The organism is Mesorhizobium sp. M1004 (assembly GCF_040318795.1).
Taxonomy (GTDB): domain Bacteria; phylum Pseudomonadota; class Alphaproteobacteria; order Rhizobiales; family Rhizobiaceae; genus Mesorhizobium.
In genome coordinates this window covers 116,014-130,908 of the sequence record NZ_JAMYNB010000014.1, presented here as the reverse complement: position 1 = coordinate 130,908, position 14,895 = coordinate 116,014, and the positions used below count along the sequence as shown (strand labels likewise).

The window sequence follows — 14,895 nt, the reverse complement described above, 5'->3', positions numbered from 1 at the left end:
ATCCCTACTGCCTAAGCCCTGGCCGCTACGCGGCCAGATCGCGCAGCACGTATTGCAAAATGCCGCCATTCTTGAAGTAGTCGAGCTCGTCCAGCGTATCGATGCGGCAGATGATCGGCACGTTCTTCACGGTGCCGTCGCCATAGGTCACCTTGGCGATCATTGTCTGGCGTGGCTTGATGGTGCTTATGCCGTCGATCTCGACCAGCTCGTCACCCTTGAGGTTGAGCGAGGCCCATGAGGTGCCTTCCTCGAAGACGAAGGGGATGACGCCCATGCCGACCAGGTTGGAGCGATGGATGCGCTCGAAGGACTGGGCGATGACGGCACGGACACCGAGGAGATTCGTTCCTTTAGCTGCCCAGTCGCGCGAGGAGCCGTTGCCGTATTCGACGCCGGCGAAGATGACCAGCGGCACGCCTTCCTTTTTGTATCTCATCGCCGCGTCGTAGATCGATTCCTCTTCCTTCGACGGGTAGTGGATGGTGTAGCCGCCCTCGCGGCCGTTCTCGCCCAGCATGTGGTTGCGGATGCGGATGTTGGCGAAGGTGCCGCGCATCATCACCTCATGGTTGCCGCGCCTTGTGCCGTACTGGTTGAAGTCGGCAACGCCGACGCCATGGTCGGTGAGGTATTTGCCGGCCGGGGAAGCGGCCTTGATCGAACCCGCCGGTGAGATGTGATCGGTGGTGATCTTGTCGCCGAACAGGCCGAGCACGCGCGCGCCCTTGATGTCGCCGATCTTGCCGAAACCGGAGGTCATGCCGGCGAAATAGGGCGGGTTCTGCACATAGGTCGAGTTGTCGTCCCAGGCATAGGTCTGGCCTTCCGGCGCCTTGACGTTCTGCCAGTATTCGTCGCCCTTGAAGACGTCGGCATATTTGCGGGCGAACAGCTCACGTGTGACGTTCTTCTCGATGAACTCCTGGATCTCGGCCGAACTCGGCCAGATATCCCTGAGATAGACCGGCTTGCCGTCGCGGCCTTCGCCGAGTGGCTCGGTGGTCAGGTCCTTGGTGACGGTGCCGGCCAAAGCATGGGCTACCACCAGCGGCGGCGACGCCAGATAGTTCGCCTGCACGTCAGGTGAAACACGGCCTTCGAAGTTGCGGTTGCCGGAGAGCACTGCGGCGGCGATCAGGCCCTTATCATTGATGGTCTTGGAGATCGGCGCCGGCAGCGGGCCGGAATTGCCGATGCAGGTGGTGCAGCCGAAACCAACCAGGTTGAAGCCGATCTGGTCGAGCTCCTTCTGCAGGCCGGACTTTTCCAGATATTCGGCGACCACCTGGCTGCCCGGCGCCAGCGAGGTCTTCACCCACGGCTTCTGCTTGAGGCCGAGCCGGTTGGCGTTGCGCGCCAAGAGGCCGGCGCCGATCAGCACGCTCGGGTTGGAGGTGTTGGTGCAGGACGTGATGGCGGCAATGACGACATCGCCATGGCCGAGATCATGGTCGGTGCCTTCGACGGCATAGCGCTTGTGGATTTCGGCAGCCTTCTTGTACTCGGTCTCCATCGCCTTGGCGAAGCCGGCCGGAATGCCTTCGAGCGGAACGCGGCCTTCGGGGCGCTTGGGACCTGCCATCGACGGCACGACGCTGTCGAGCTCGAGTTCGAGCAGGTCAGTGAAGACAGGGTCGGCCGAGCCGGCGTCACGCCACATGCCTTGCGCCTTGGAATAGGCCTCGACCAGGGCGATGCGGCTTTCCTCGCGGCCCGACATTGTGAGGTAGCGGATGGTCTCGCCGTCGACCGGGAAGAAGCCGCAGGTGGCGCCATATTCGGGCGCCATGTTGCCGATGGTGGCGCGGTCGGCCAGCGTCATGTTGGACAGGCCCGGGCCGAAGAACTCGACGAACTTGCCGACGACGCCCTTCTTGCGCAGCATCTGGGTGACGGTCAGTACGAGGTCGGTGGCGGTGATGCCCTCCCTGAGCTTGCCGGTAAGGCGGAAGCCGATGACTTCGGGCAACAGCATGGAAACCGGCTGGCCGAGCATCGCCGCCTCGGCCTCGATACCGCCGACGCCCCAGCCGAGGACGCCAAGGCCGTTGATCATAGTGGTGTGCGAATCGGTGCCGACGCAGGTGTCGGGATAGGCGGTCGTTTCGCCGTCTTCCGTGTTGGTCCAGACGACCTGACCGAGATATTCGAGGTTGACCTGATGGCAGATGCCGGTGCCGGGCGGCACGACGCGAAAATTGCGGAACGCCTGCTGGCCCCATTTCAGGAATTTATAGCGCTCTTCGTTGCGCTCATATTCGAGCTCGACATTCCTGGCAAAGGCCAGTGGCGTGCCGAATTCGTCGACGATGACGGAGTGGTCGATGACGAGGTCGACCGGCACCAGCGGATTGATCTTCTGCGGATCGCCGCCGAGCGCCTTGAGGCCGTCGCGCATGGCGGCCAAGTCGACCACCGCCGGGACGCCGGTGAAATCCTGCATCAGGACACGCGCGGGGCGATAGGCGATCTCGACGCCGGCGGTGCCCTTGTCGGTCAGCCAGCCGGCAACAGCCTGGATAGAGTCCTTGGTGACGGAGCGGCCGTCTTCATTGCGCAAAAGGTTTTCCAGCAGCACCTTCATCGAATAAGGCAGCTGGGCAATGCCGGTGAGGCCGTTCCTCTCGGCCTCGACCAGATTGTAATAGACATAGTCCGCGCCACCCACGGTGAGGGTGCGGCGGCAATTGAAACTGTCGAGGGATTTTGACACGTGCGGTCCGTCCTTGTCTGTTCAGCCTGAAAGGGAACGGACGCCGATGGGCATGCAATCACGCGCAAAGGTGCGGGTACGGCCATTTCCGCTGTCCGTTCCCAGCCAACCCGAGCCGTTCAAGGCGGCGCGTGCGCTGGTTCGGCGCAAATTCTGTTCCCGTGCCGACCGCTGGCACGGATGTCCCGCATATAGAGAATTTTCTGGAATAGTTCTAGACAGTTGCGGAGCAAATTTGTGCGATGCGGCAGCTATCGCGCGGTAAAGTTTTCGGGACGGGCAGGCATGCGGCTGATTGCCGAAAATCTGGGCGGCGAACGCGGCGGCGAGACGGTCTTTTCCGGCATCGGTTTTGCGCTCGACAAGGGCCAGGTGCTGGTCGTCACCGGGCCGAACGGCTCGGGCAAATCGACGCTGCTCAGGGTCATCGCCGGGCTGCTGCCGAAGGCGCAAGGCGATGTGCGCATCGAGGGCGGCGAGAGGTTTCCGACGATCGCTTCGGCGGTCCACTATCTCGGCCACCTCAATGCAATGAAGACGGCGCTCAGCGTGGCGGAGGATCTGCGCTTCTGGCGCGATTTCAACGGCGATGGGCAGTCGGGTGTCGAAGAGGCGCTGGAGACGGTTGGTCTCGGCGGCATCGGCCATCTGCCTTTCGGCTATCTGTCGACCGGGCAAAGGCGGCGCGCGGCAATTGCGAAATTGCTGGTCAGTCATAAGCCGCTGTGGCTGCTGGATGAGCCGACGGCCGGGCTGGACAAGGCTTCGGAGGCGCGGTTTGCGGGGCTGATGACGAGGCATTGCGCAGAAGGTGGAATCATTGTCGCGGCGACGCATTTGCCGCTCGGATTGGATGGGGCGAAGGAATTGAGGATGGGAGCAACAGGGTGATGTCGGCATTCCCGCCCACCCCCCTCTGCCCTGCCGGGCATCTCCCCCGCAGGGGGGGAGATCAGATGTCATGCCGGCTTTCGCCAATCACCGGCATTGAAAAAGAGGCGTCAGCAGTGGAGCTGCCAATCTCCCCCCTTGCGGGGGAGATGTCCGGGAGGACAGAGGGGGGTGTGAAGGAACGCCACCTTCGGCAAGATGGCGATCAAACCGCAGGCGCGGCTTGGCAATGCTAGCCCTCTTCCTGCGCGACATCCGCCTCTCCGTCCGCGCCGGCGGCGGAGCGCTCACCGGCGTCATCTTCTTCCTCGCCGTCATCGCCACCATCCCCTTCGGTGTCGGACCGGACCTGAAGCTGCTCGCCCGCATCGGTCCGGCGATCCTTTGGATCGGCGCTCTGCTCGCCTGCCTGCTCGGCCTCGACCGGCTGTTTCAGGCCGATCGCGAAGACGGGTCGCTCGATCTTCTGGTGCTGGGCAATGACCGCCACATGCTGGCGTTGACGGTGCTGGTGAAGTGCCTGGCGCATTGGGCGGGCAGCGTTCTGCCGCTGGTGGTTGCGGCACCTCTGCTGAGCCTGTTCATGAACATGGAGCCGCTCAGCATCGGCGCCACCGCGCTCACGCTGCTGGTCGGCACGCCGGCGATCACTTTCATCGGCGCGGTCGGGGCGGCGGTGGCGGTGGCGCTGCCGCGTGGCGGGCTGCTGATCTCGGTGCTGGTGCTGCCGCTGACGATCCCGGTGCTGATCTTCGGGGTGTCGGCGAGCTACGGCGCGGTGGCCGATCCTGATCCGTTCCTGCAGCCCTTCCTCATTCTTGCCGCGCTGACGCTGTTTCTTGCCGTGCTGGGTCCGGTGGCGGCAGCACTGGCGCTGCGGCATGGAACGGATTGATATGACCGCTGCGGCGCGACGATCAATTGCGAAGCCCCAGCCGCAAAGCTAAGAAAGCCGCAAAGCTATGGGAAGGCCATGATCGAGCACGACGAAGTGACGGTGGAAGGGGAGCGAAGCGCATGAGTGCACACGCACTCTATGTCGCGGCCGCCTATGGCATCACGGTGATCGTGCTGGCCGGGCTGATCGGCTGGATCCTGCTCGATCAGCGGACCCGCAAGCGCGAACTGGCAGACCTCGAAGCGGCCGGCGTGCGGCGTCGCTCGGACAAAGCCGGTACTGGGGCCAGCACTGGGGCCAGCACTGGGGCCAGCAAGCCATGAGCACGGAAAGCGAAACGCCGGCGTCGCCGCGCCGCCGCCTGATCGTGCTGTTGCCGCTGCTGGTTTTTCTCGGCCTCGCCGGACTGTTCCTGTCGCAGCTTTTGTCGGGACGCGATGAGGCGGCAGTGCCGTCGGCGCTGATCGGCCTGCCGGCCCCGCAGACCAACCTGCCGGCGCTGGAAGGGTCAAACCTGCCCGGGCTGGATTCGAAAGCCTTCGCCGGCAAGGTAACGCTGGTCAACGTCTTTGCATCGTGGTGCGCGCCGTGCCGGGAAGAGCATCCGGTGCTCTTGCAGCTGTCGCAGGACAAGCGCTTCGTCATGGCCGCGCTAAACTACAAGGACCAAGCGCAAAACGCGCGCCGGTTCCTTGGTGATCTCGGCAATCCGTTCCAGGCGATAGGTGTCGACGAGGCCGGCCGCACGGCCATCGACTGGGGCGTCTACGGCGTGCCGGAAACCTTCGTCATCGGCAAGGACGGCAAGATTGCCTACAAGCATGTCGGGCCGCTGACAGGGGAGTCGGCGAGGGATGTTCTGTTGCCGCAGATTGAAAAGGCGCTCGCGGCACCGGGCTGACGTTGGCGCCATGCCCCCTCATCGGGCCGCTACGCGGCCCCCTCCTCCCCGTGGGGGAGAAGAGGGAAGCATCGGCACAGGCTAGCTCCTCTCCCCGGGGGGAGAGGTTGAATTGCCCGAATTGCTCATGCAATTCGGTTTGGCAATCCGGGTGAGGGGGCGGTGCCCCGCTGACGTCTGAAATGCTCAGCCGTAGATCTGCCTGTGGACCTGGTAGAGCATTTCCGAGCGGTCGGCGCGCAGGTCGGCCAGATCGCGGCTCGTCAGGTTTTCGATTTCCGCGACGAGGCGGTTGTAGTGGCGGCGCTTGGCCATCGAGGAGCGCGCGCGGGAGAAGAGGTTGTCAAAAGCCATAGCAAGGGTCCTTTCGTGCCGCATATCAGCGGTGAATTTGTTCCTCCCTTGGTCGTTCGCACCATGACATAGGAATGGTGCGATGCAAAAAGAAGATGTTGCAATGCACCATTGCACAGGGCGCATAGCGGGTTAATACAGCGCTACAGCACCATAAACGGCCGGACAGGCTGGCGGGCCATGCCGGCCGGGCACCTTTTGTCTTACAAATTGCGCCTGCGCCACCTTGCCATCGCGCCCGCAGGCTGGCTTGATCCGCGCGTCACGTGATGCCCGGAGGAAATGCATGGCGACCGCAGACTATTACGAAATTCTCGATCCACGTTTCGCGCGGCTGTTCAACGGCAACGCCCAGGTGGAAAAGCTGTTTACCGGATGTCAGTGGGCGGAAGGACCGGCCTGGTTCGCCGCCGGCCGCTATGTCGTCTGGTCCGACATCCCCAACAACCGCATGCTGCGCTATGACGAGACCGACGGCAATGTCAGCGTGTTCCGTCAGCCCTCCGGCAATTCCAACGGCAACACCGTCGACCGCCAGGGCCGACTGGTGACGTGCGAGCATTCCGGCCGCCGCGTGAGCCGTACCGAGCATGACGGCTCGATCACCACCATCGCGGCCGAATGGAAAGGCAAGCGGCTGAATTCGCCCAATGACGCGGTCGTGAAATCCGACGGCTCGATCTGGTTCACCGATCCGAGCTATGGCATCGACACCGACTATGAGGGCGACAAGGCCGACAGCGAGATCGGCGCTTGCAATGTCTACCGGGTCGATCCGGATACGGGCGAGGTCGAGGCCGTCATCACCGACATGGTCCGGCCGAACGGGCTTGCCTTTTCACTGGATGAAAGCCAGCTCTATGTCGTCGACACCGGCCGCACCCATGGCGCGCAGAACCCCGCGCATATGCGGGTCTTCAACGTCGGCAAGCACGGCAAGAAGGTCTCGGGCGGGAAGGTGTTCGCCGACTGCACGGCCGGCCTATTCGACGGCTTCCGGCTCGACGAGGCCGGCCGCATCTGGACCAGTGCCGCCGACGGCATCCATTGCTACGATCCCGACGGCACGCTGATCGGCAAGGTCAAGGTGCCGGAAGTGACCGCCAATTGCGTGTTCGGCGGCAACAAGCTGAACTGCCTCTACATCGCCGGCACCACGTCGCTCTACATGGTGCGGCTGATGGTGAACGGGGCGAAGACGTATTGAGGCTGCTGCAAACGCTTCTCTGGCGGCCTTGATGGCGTTTCTGCGCCTGCCGGCGGCGCCTGTTGCGCTGCGGCCGCCGGAACCACCGCCAAGCGGTTCGCCGGAGCGGATTTCGGAGCCGCGGCGCGGCGGTATCAGACACAATTCAAGGGAGGACATCATGCCATTCGTCAACATCCGCATCGTCAAGGAAGTGATCGCCGCTGATCCCGCTGGCAAGAAGGCCGACATTGCCAAAAAGGTCACGGCGGCCATCATGGACGCCACCGGGCTTAGCAATGACGACGTCTGGGTGGTGTTCGAAGAGGTCAACGCGCGCGACTGGTATGTCGGTGTGACCGATGTCGAGACGTTGCGGAAGGGGTAGCACAGCGGCACGTTGGGGTGCGCCGCACCCTTTCGTTCGTCATCCTAGGGTCTGCGCCGCGTCGCTTCGCTCCTTGCTCCGCCCTAGGATGACGAGGCAACGTTTGCGCGTATAAAACTCGCGAAAACCTGCACCGCTTCGCGCATGGCCCGCAGGTTCTCGTCCTCTCCCAGGATCGCTTCTATCTCCGGCGGTTTCTTGCCGAGCAAGGCAATCTCCAGAACCGCATTCTCACAAAGCGCGAACGACATGGTGCGCATGATCTCGGCCAGCGCGGCGCGGGCATAGAGCGAGCGCGCGGAGGCGTGGGCCAGCATGGCGGGCTTGCCGACTGCGGCGTCGCGCGAGACCAGCCAGTCGAGAGCGTTTTTCATGCCGCCGGGCACGCCATGGGCATATTCGGGGCAGGAGACGATGATGCCATCGGCGCTGGTGACGGCCTCGATCAGCCGCATGGCCTCGGCCGGTGTGCGCTCGCCTTCGTCATCCGGGTTGAAGATCGGCAGCAGGCCGAGCCCGTCATAGACAGTTACGCGGCAATCCGAAGGCGCGTTCGCGGACAGCGCCGCCAGCAGCGCCGAATTGGTCGAGGCGGCGCGCAGGCTGCCGGAGATGGCGAGGAGTTCGATCACGGGGAAACAGGGCTAGGGAAACCGGCAAAGGACTGCAATGGCGAATCGTACGCGAAATTTACCACAGGGTCTTGCTGTAGGCCTCGTCCAGCGAGCGGTCGAAATCGTCGGCAGTTTCGGCATGCGCCATCTGATCGGACAGGATCTGACCGAGCGTCGGCAACGTCGCGCGGTCGTGCCAGCTGTCCGGCTTCCACAATTCGGAGCGCATGAAGGCCTTGGCGCAGTGCATGTAAGCGGCCTTGACGCTCACCACGACGACGCTTTGCGGTTGCTTGCCGTCGACGGTGAGGCGCTCGCGCAAACCGGCATCGACGGTTATGCGGGCGTCGCCATTGATGCGCAGCGTCTCGTTCATGCCGGGGATGAGAAAAAGCAGCCCGACCGAAGGGTTGAGCAGGATGTTTTCCAGCGTGTCCAGCCGGTTGTTGCCGGGCCGGTCGGGAATGGCGATGGTCGTGTCGTCGAGGACAAGGGCAAAGCCCGGTCTGTCGCCTTTCGGCGTCACGTCGGCATTGCCGGCGCCGTCGGAAGAACCGATCAGCACGAAAGGGCTCTTGCCGATGAAAGAGCGGCAGTGGCCGTCGAGCGCCCTGAGTTCCTTGCGCATCGAGGTGTCGGTCGGCCGCGGCGTCTTGTAGATCGTCCTCAGTTCATCGCGCGTGGTGACGAATTCCATGGCCGTCTCCGTTTATTCTGACGCAATTCCGGACGGCTTCACACTTTTCCTGGAATTGCTCTACTTGCCGGCTTCTTCCACCTTCTCGGCCTTATCCTCGATCGAATGGTGCAGGATCAGCGGCATCTGGCTGAAGGTGAACAACAGGGTGATCGGCATGATGCCCCAGACCTTGAAGGTAACCCAGAAGTCGGTGGAAAAATTCCGCCACACCACTTCATTGGCAAGAGCCAGGAACAGGAAGAACAGGCCCCAGCGGAAAGTCAGCTTGCGCCAGCCTTCGGCATCGAGGCGAAAGGCCGAATCGAAGACATAGCCGAGCAGCGATCGGCCGAAATACAGACCGCCGAGCAGCACGCCGCCGAACAGGGTGTTGACGATGGTCGGCTTCATCTTGATGAACACGTCGTCCTGCAGATAGAGCGTCAGCGCGCCGAAGATGAAGACGACGACGCCCGAGACCATCGGCATGATCGGCAAGGTGCGCAGCAGCAGCCAGGAGGCGATCAGCGCGACCGCCGTCGCCGCCATGAACAGGCCGGTGGCGACGAAGATCGGCCCGCCGAATTCGGCCAGGACAGGAAATTTCTGCACCAGCCAGGCGCCGCGTGCATTGGCGAAGAAGAACACCATCAGCGGCCCGAGTTCCAGCACCAGCTTGAGCAGCGGATTGACGCTTTCTTTCTTCTTTCGCGGGTCGGACGGGTCGCGTTCGAGGATGGGAGGGTTCATGACTTCCTTCTGACGCATGATCTTGTCCAAAAAAGCCTGCAGCTCTTCGGGATCGTGCTTTTTACGCTACGCCCGCGATCGCCCTGGCGAATTCGCTGGCCGAGAATGGTTCGAGGTCGTCGACCTGTTCGCCGACGCCGATGAAGTAGACCGGCAGTTTGTGCTTTGCCGCGATCGCGACCAGAATACCGCCGCGCGCCGTGCCGTCCAGCTTGGTCATCACCAGGCCGTTGACGCCGGCGACATTGCGGAAGATCTCGACCTGATTGAGCGCATTCTGGCCGGTGGTGGCGTCGACCGTCTGCAGCACGGTATGCGGCGCTTCCGGATCGAGCTTGCCCAGCACGCGCACGATCTTTTCCAGCTCCGCCATCAGTTCGGTTTTGTTTTGCAGCCGGCCGGCGGTGTCGATGATCAGCACGTCGGAGCCGGCCTCCTTGGCGCGTTCGAAAGCGTCGTAGGCGAGGCCGGCGGCATCCGCGCCTATCTTCGAGGCGATGACCGGCGACTTCGTCCTCTCGCCCCAGATCTTCAGCTGCTCGATGGCTGCAGCGCGAAACGTGTCGCCGGCGGCCAGCATCACCGACAGGCCACCATCGGTCAGTTTGGCGGCGAGCTTGCCGATGGTCGTGGTCTTGCCGGTGCCGTTGACGCCGACCACCAGAATGACATGCGGCTTGTGCGACAGGTCGAGCTCCAGCGGCATGGCGACATGGGCCAGCACCTTCTCCACCTCGGCCGCCATGATGGTGCGGACATCCGCGTCGGAGACATCCTTGCCGTAGCGGCTGGCAGCGAGGGCATCGGTGACGCGCAAGGCTGTTTCCATGCCCAGATCGGCACGGATCAGCACGTCCTCCAGATCCTGCAGCGTCTCCTCGTCGAGCTTGCGCTTGGTGAAGACGCCGGCGATGTTGCCGGTGAGTTCTTTCGAGGAGCGGGCAAGCCCGTCGCGCATGCGCTGGAACCAGGAGCGTCGCGGCGCCGGTTCGGGCGCCTTTTGCGGCTCGGCTTTCTGCTCGACCTTTTTGGTTACGGTGACTTTGCCGGGAGCTGGTTTTGACTGTGGCGAAGGTTGCGGGGCCGGCGCGGGCGCTAGCTCGGCAACGATGGTCTTGGCTTCGACCGGCGCGGGTACAGCTTCAACCGACGTGCGCTTTACCTCCCCCTTGATGGGGGAGGTCCCAAGCGAAGCTTGGGGGTGGGGGTGATTTGCGCTGGCGTCAGCGCTGTCACCCCACCCCGCCGCTTCGCGTCGACCCTCCCCATCGAGGGGAGGGTGGGGCGCCTCGTCCTTCTCCCCGTGGCTATACGGGGAGAAGGTGCCGGCAGGCGGATGAGGGGCGGCGCTGACCTCTGAGTTAGGCTCTGCGGGAGGCGCGGACGGTTGCGGCACTTCGATCGGGGCGGCCGGTTCTGCTGGAGTCTCGGCAGGCGTCGGCACTTCGACGGGAGCGGGCTCCAGCTGCGGTTCCGGACGCGATGGTTCGATCTCCGGCTCGGCCGGCGCCGGCGGCACTTCTTGGGGCTGCGGCTCGGGAGCCGGCTCCGGAACCGCTGGCGGCGCAGGAACTTCTTCCGGTGCAGGCGGCTCGGGTATCTCCGGCTCAGGCTGCGGTTCTTCTACCGGCGCGGGCTCCGGCAACGGTTCCGGCTCGGATGGGACGACCGGTTCCGGCGCGGGCGGGATGGTCGGCGCGGGTTTGGGGTTCGGTTCTTGTGGCGCCGACGGCGGCGCAGGTTTAACCTCCCCCTGGTTGGGGGTGGTCCCAAGCGCAGCTTGGGGGGGGGGGTGAGTGGCGCCGGCGTCGGCGCTCTCACCCCTCCCCGCCACTTCGTGGCGACCCTCCCCATCGAGGGGAGGGTGGGGCGTCGGCGGCTCGGGCTCCTCGCGCTTCAAGAACTCCGGAACGACCTGCTCGGCCGCCGGCTTCAGCGCCTCAAGCGCATCCCATTTGATCGGCGGCAGGGGAGCGGTTTCGTCGATGCGCTCCTCGACGACTTCCTTCTTGCCGAACGAAAATATGTTCTTGAAAAAACCGGCCATGCTTCAATCGTCTCAGGCGGCGCGGGCAGTGAGCGGGGCTGCTATCAGGCGCGCGCCGTCATGGCCGGTGATGTCTGCCTCGACGATCTCGCCCGGCGCGCCCGTGTCGAGCGCCGCAAGCGTGAACCCTTCGGTGCGGCCGAGGCCGTCGCGCTCGACCAGGATCGACTGGCGCGTTCCGGGAAGCGACGACAGATGGCGGCGATACGCAGCCTCACCAGCGGCGCGCAGCTGGGCCGCGCGCTGCTTGACCAGTTCGCGGCGGACCTGCGGCATGCGCGCGGCGGGCGTGCCTTCGCGCGGCGAAAACGGGAAGACATGCAGGTGCGTCAGCCCACATTCCTCGACGATCTTTATCGAATTCTGAAACATTTCCTCGGTCTCGGTCGGGAAGCCGGCGATGATGTCGGCGCCGAAGACGATTGCCGGGCGCAATTTGCGCACATCTTCGCAGAAGCGGATCGACTGGTCACGCAAATGCCTGCGCTTCATGCGCTTCAAGATCATGTCGTCGCCCGACTGCAGCGACAGATGCAGATGCGGCATCAGCCTGGGCTCGGTGGCGATGGCGTCCAGCAGATCGTCGTCGGCTTCGATCGAATCGATGGAGGACAGCCGCAGCCGCTTCACATCAGGCACCTGCTTCAGGATGGTCTTCACCAGCTTTCCCAGCTTCGGCGCGCCCGGCAGGTCGGCGCCGAAGCCGGTCATGTCGACGCCGGTCAGCACGATCTCGGCATAGCCGTTGCCGGCGAGACGCTTGACCTGCTCGACAACCGCGCCCATCGGCACCGAGCGCGAATTGCCGCGGCCGTAGGGGATGATGCAGAAGGTGCAGCGATGGTCGCAGCCATTCTGCACCTGCACGAAAGCGCGCGCCCGGCCCTCGATGGCGTCCACCATATGACCGGCGGTCTCGCGCACCGAGAAAACGTCGTTGACGCGCGCCTTCTCGGTGTCGTTGACGCCGAAATCCGGCAGCGCGCGGTAGGAGTTGGCCTTCAGCTTCTCTTCGTTGCCAAGCACGAGGTCGACCTCGTCCATGGCGGCAAAATTCTGCGGTTCGGTTTGCGCGGCGCAGCCGGTGACGATGATGTGCGCCGCCGGATTTTCGCGGCGGGCCTTTCTGATCGACTGCCTGGCCTGGCGCACCGCTTCGGCGGTGACGGCGCAGGTGTTGAAGATAATGGCGCCGCCTTTGAGCGCGCCGAGACCTGCGCTTTCGGCCTCGCGGCGCATCACTTCGGATTCATAGGTGTTGAGACGGCAGCCAAAGGTGACGACGTCTATGCCTTGGGAGTTGGGGCCCTTGGTATCGGCAAGTGCAGACATCAGGCCGCGCTTTCGGTGTCGCGGGCCCAGGTGCCGGTCGACGGATCGAAACTGCCGGAAAATTCCCATTCAGCGGCACCGGTCAGGATGACGTGGTCGTCGTCGCGCCATTCCACATGCAGCGAGCCGCCGCCGGGCGTCATCAGCGTAACGCTGCGGCCGGTGCGCCGGGTGCGGGCAGCGGCGACGACGGAAGCGCAAGCGGCCGAGCCGCAGGCCTTGGTCAGGCCGGCGCCGCGCTCCCAGGTGCGGATGATCATCGTCTCCGGCGACGTTACCTGGGCGATAGTGATGTTGGCGCGCTCGGGGAAGATCGGATGGTTTTCGAGCAGCGGGCCGAAACGCTCGAGTTCGTAGGACCAGACATCGTTTTCGACCCAGAAGATGGCGTGCGGGTTGCCCATCGAGAGAGCCGAAGGCGAATGGAGCACCGGCGCGTCGATGGGGCCGATCTGCAACTCGATCATGCGGGTGTCGCGGAATTCCTCAGCCAGCGGGATATCCTGCCAGCCGAAGCGCGGCGTGCCCATGTCGACCGAGATGGTGCCGTCGGCATGTTCGACGGCGTTGAGGATGCCGGCGCGGGTCTCGAAGGTGAAAGTCTTCTGGCCGGTTTCGGCGGCCAGCGCCTGGACGACACAGCGCATGCCGTTGCCGCAGGCCTGCGCGCCCGAGCCGTCGGAATTCAAGATGTCGATGTAAAAGGCGGTGCCCGGCGTGCGCGAATCGTGGATCGCCATGATCTGGTCGAACCTGGTCGCCGCATCGGCGTTCAGCGCGACAGCCGACGCCGCCGTGACCCTATCGGCACGGCCACGCATGTCGGCGACGATGATTTCGTTGCCGATGCCGTTCATCTTGGCGAAGGGGGCAGTGCCTGCCATGATCTGAGGTAATTCCTGTACGTTTCGCCGCTATATGGCGGAAACGGGCGGGAATTACCAGTGTGGGCTGCGTCTAGGTTACCGCGAAAACGCCGAGTACGATCAGCAGGAAGATGACGAGAACGATGCCGATCAGCAGGCGCGCGCCGGTGGCGGCGGCACCGGCCAGCGCCGGCATGCCGAGCAGGCTGGCGGCGGCAGCAACGATCAGAAGAATGATGATCCATTTGATCATGGACAATGCCTCGCAAATTGACTGCAGCGGCCTAAGAACGCATCTGCTGCGCTCTGGTTCCCTCTTGCCGCGAGGCTCTCTCCGACTGGGCGCGCTATTCGGCAATCTCGAAGTCGGTCGTGAAAGGCGCCGTCTTTGGCGAGTTCTCGTCGTGCATGAGGAAATCCGCGCGGTATTTGCCGGGGGGAACGCCATCCAGGGAGACGTTTAATTTGAAGAACATCTCTCGGTTATGCGAGCGCGAGGCGAGCTGGACCCGACCAAGCTTTTCGACGGTTCCCAGCTTCTCGCCCGACTGGGAAAGCACGGTAAGGTCAACGTAAAGCGCGATCTGGTTGTTGCCGAGCCCATCCGAGCCGTAGCCGTAACCGACCGGCTCCATATAAAGCACAATCTCTTCGCCCGGCTTGTAGACATGGTTCGGGCGCTCGGCGTAGGCGCCGAACCCGCTGGCCGACAGGATATGCTTCACATTTTGCACGCCAAGCGGCATCGCTTGCCACAGAGCGTCCTCGGCGCTGCGGAATTTGTCCAGCGCGCCGGCGCCATCACCCGCCTGCAGTGCCTTTTCGGCTTCAGCGGCGCGATCGGAGATTTCGCCCGCGAAAGCGGCCGGCGTCGAAATTACCAGCGCGATCAAAACTGCCAAGATTGATTTCATCTGTTCCCCCCTGTTGCGATAGACCATCGGCTAAAACGGCAGTGCCGTAAACGGCCAAATGCAGACTTCAGCCGCGCTCGATCTCGGAGAACGTCCCAAAGCTCGCCCGGACGGAAGGCGCGAAACCGCTCACGCGCCAGGCCTTGCGCCTCAAGCGCTTCAGTCAGTTTTGCGCCGGCAGTTGCGCTCGACCGCCGATGCGCCGACCTGCTGCGGGCTCCGGTGCCGCTTTCGCAACCAATGTACCGGTTGGAACCGCGCTAGAGCGAAGACATGCCTTTTGTCCGCCAGCCATTTTGCGACAAATTTACAACAATTCGTGGTGCAAACCCTATTTTAACCATATCGGGTTGAAATTT

16 protein-coding genes are annotated in these 14,895 nt (G+C 63.7%); 6 read left to right on the top strand and 10 right to left on the bottom strand.

Annotated features, from left to right (window positions below; genetic code table 11):
* Positions 1 to 25: 25 nt before the first annotated feature.
* Positions 26 to 2,716 carry an aconitate hydratase AcnA gene (acnA, locus tag NKH54_RS26020; RefSeq protein ID WP_023715753.1) on the bottom strand — a complete coding sequence of 897 codons (2,691 nt, stop codon included), beginning with the start codon at positions 2,714 to 2,716 and terminating at the stop codon, positions 26 to 28.
* Between the two features lie 285 nt (positions 2,717 to 3,001).
* Between acnA and ccmA the strand changes: the two genes are divergently transcribed.
* The 4 genes from ccmA to NKH54_RS26000 all read left to right on the top strand — a co-directional run bounded on the left by ccmA (position 3,002) and on the right by NKH54_RS26000 (position 5,406).
* On the top strand, positions 3,002 to 3,607 hold the full coding sequence (gene ccmA, locus NKH54_RS26015; RefSeq protein ID WP_352764162.1) for a heme ABC exporter ATP-binding protein CcmA: 606 nt from the start codon (positions 3,002 to 3,004) through the stop codon (positions 3,605 to 3,607).
* 229 nt (positions 3,608 to 3,836) lie between these two features.
* Positions 3,837 to 4,502 (top strand): heme exporter protein CcmB, encoded by a 666-nt coding sequence (ccmB, locus tag NKH54_RS26010; RefSeq protein WP_023687678.1) that lies wholly within the window; start codon positions 3,837 to 3,839, stop codon positions 4,500 to 4,502.
* A gap of 122 nt (positions 4,503 to 4,624) precedes the next feature.
* A complete protein-coding gene (gene ccmD, locus NKH54_RS26005; protein WP_023683849.1) occupies positions 4,625 to 4,828 on the top strand; it encodes a heme exporter protein CcmD in 204 nt (67 codons plus the stop codon).
* A complete protein-coding gene (locus NKH54_RS26000; RefSeq protein ID WP_023687679.1) occupies positions 4,825 to 5,406 on the top strand; it encodes a DsbE family thiol:disulfide interchange protein in 582 nt (193 codons plus the stop codon). The genes ccmD and NKH54_RS26000 overlap by 4 nt, the downstream gene beginning before the upstream one ends.
* Positions 5,407 to 5,592: 186 nt before the next feature.
* Here the strand turns inward: NKH54_RS26000 and NKH54_RS25995 are convergent, their stop codons facing one another.
* Positions 5,593 to 5,760 (bottom strand): hypothetical protein, encoded by a 168-nt coding sequence (locus tag NKH54_RS25995; RefSeq protein WP_023687680.1) that lies wholly within the window; start codon positions 5,758 to 5,760, stop codon positions 5,593 to 5,595.
* A gap of 286 nt (positions 5,761 to 6,046) precedes the next feature.
* On the opposite strand from NKH54_RS25995, the gene NKH54_RS25990 reads away from it, so the two are divergent.
* A complete protein-coding gene (locus tag NKH54_RS25990; protein ID WP_353029273.1) occupies positions 6,047 to 6,967 on the top strand; it encodes an SMP-30/gluconolactonase/LRE family protein in 921 nt (306 codons plus the stop codon).
* Positions 6,968 to 7,127: 160 nt separating this feature from the next.
* The gene (locus tag NKH54_RS25985; protein ID WP_023683852.1) at positions 7,128 to 7,334 is read left to right on the top strand and encodes a tautomerase family protein; all 207 of its coding nucleotides are present in this window, start codon (positions 7,128 to 7,130) and stop codon (positions 7,332 to 7,334) included.
* A gap of 83 nt (positions 7,335 to 7,417) precedes the next feature.
* On the opposite strand, the gene NKH54_RS25980 is transcribed toward NKH54_RS25985, so the two are convergent.
* The 8 genes from NKH54_RS25980 to NKH54_RS25945 form a co-directional block, all read right to left on the bottom strand.
* Positions 7,418 to 7,966 (bottom strand): NADPH-dependent FMN reductase, encoded by a 549-nt coding sequence (locus tag NKH54_RS25980; protein WP_023683853.1) that lies wholly within the window; start codon positions 7,964 to 7,966, stop codon positions 7,418 to 7,420.
* Positions 7,967 to 8,024: 58 nt separating this feature from the next.
* On the bottom strand, positions 8,025 to 8,645 hold the full coding sequence (locus NKH54_RS25975) for a pyridoxamine 5'-phosphate oxidase family protein (RefSeq protein WP_023706747.1): 621 nt from the start codon (positions 8,643 to 8,645) through the stop codon (positions 8,025 to 8,027).
* A 60-nt stretch (positions 8,646 to 8,705) separates the two neighbouring features.
* Positions 8,706 to 9,377 (bottom strand): septation protein A, encoded by a 672-nt coding sequence (locus NKH54_RS25970; protein WP_023710236.1) that lies wholly within the window; start codon positions 9,375 to 9,377, stop codon positions 8,706 to 8,708.
* A gap of 61 nt (positions 9,378 to 9,438) precedes the next feature.
* Entirely contained in the window at positions 9,439 to 11,424 is a 1,986-nt protein-coding gene (gene ftsY, locus NKH54_RS25965; protein ID WP_353029272.1) for a signal recognition particle-docking protein FtsY, read from the bottom strand.
* Positions 11,425 to 11,436: 12 nt separating this feature from the next.
* Entirely contained in the window at positions 11,437 to 12,756 is a 1,320-nt protein-coding gene (gene mtaB, locus NKH54_RS25960) for a tRNA (N(6)-L-threonylcarbamoyladenosine(37)-C(2))-methylthiotransferase MtaB (protein WP_353029271.1), read from the bottom strand.
* Positions 12,756 to 13,640 carry a diaminopimelate epimerase gene (gene dapF, locus NKH54_RS25955; RefSeq protein WP_023706744.1) on the bottom strand — a complete coding sequence of 295 codons (885 nt, stop codon included), beginning with the start codon at positions 13,638 to 13,640 and terminating at the stop codon, positions 12,756 to 12,758. The genes mtaB and dapF overlap by 1 nt, the downstream gene beginning before the upstream one ends.
* Positions 13,641 to 13,713: 73 nt before the next feature.
* Positions 13,714 to 13,875, bottom strand: a complete 162-nt coding sequence (locus NKH54_RS25950) for a DUF1328 family protein (RefSeq protein ID WP_023671746.1) — start codon at positions 13,873 to 13,875, stop codon at positions 13,714 to 13,716.
* 94 nt (positions 13,876 to 13,969) lie between these two features.
* Positions 13,970 to 14,536 carry a hypothetical protein gene (locus NKH54_RS25945; RefSeq protein ID WP_023710233.1) on the bottom strand — a complete coding sequence of 189 codons (567 nt, stop codon included), beginning with the start codon at positions 14,534 to 14,536 and terminating at the stop codon, positions 13,970 to 13,972.
* Positions 14,537 to 14,895: the final 359 nt, after the last annotated feature.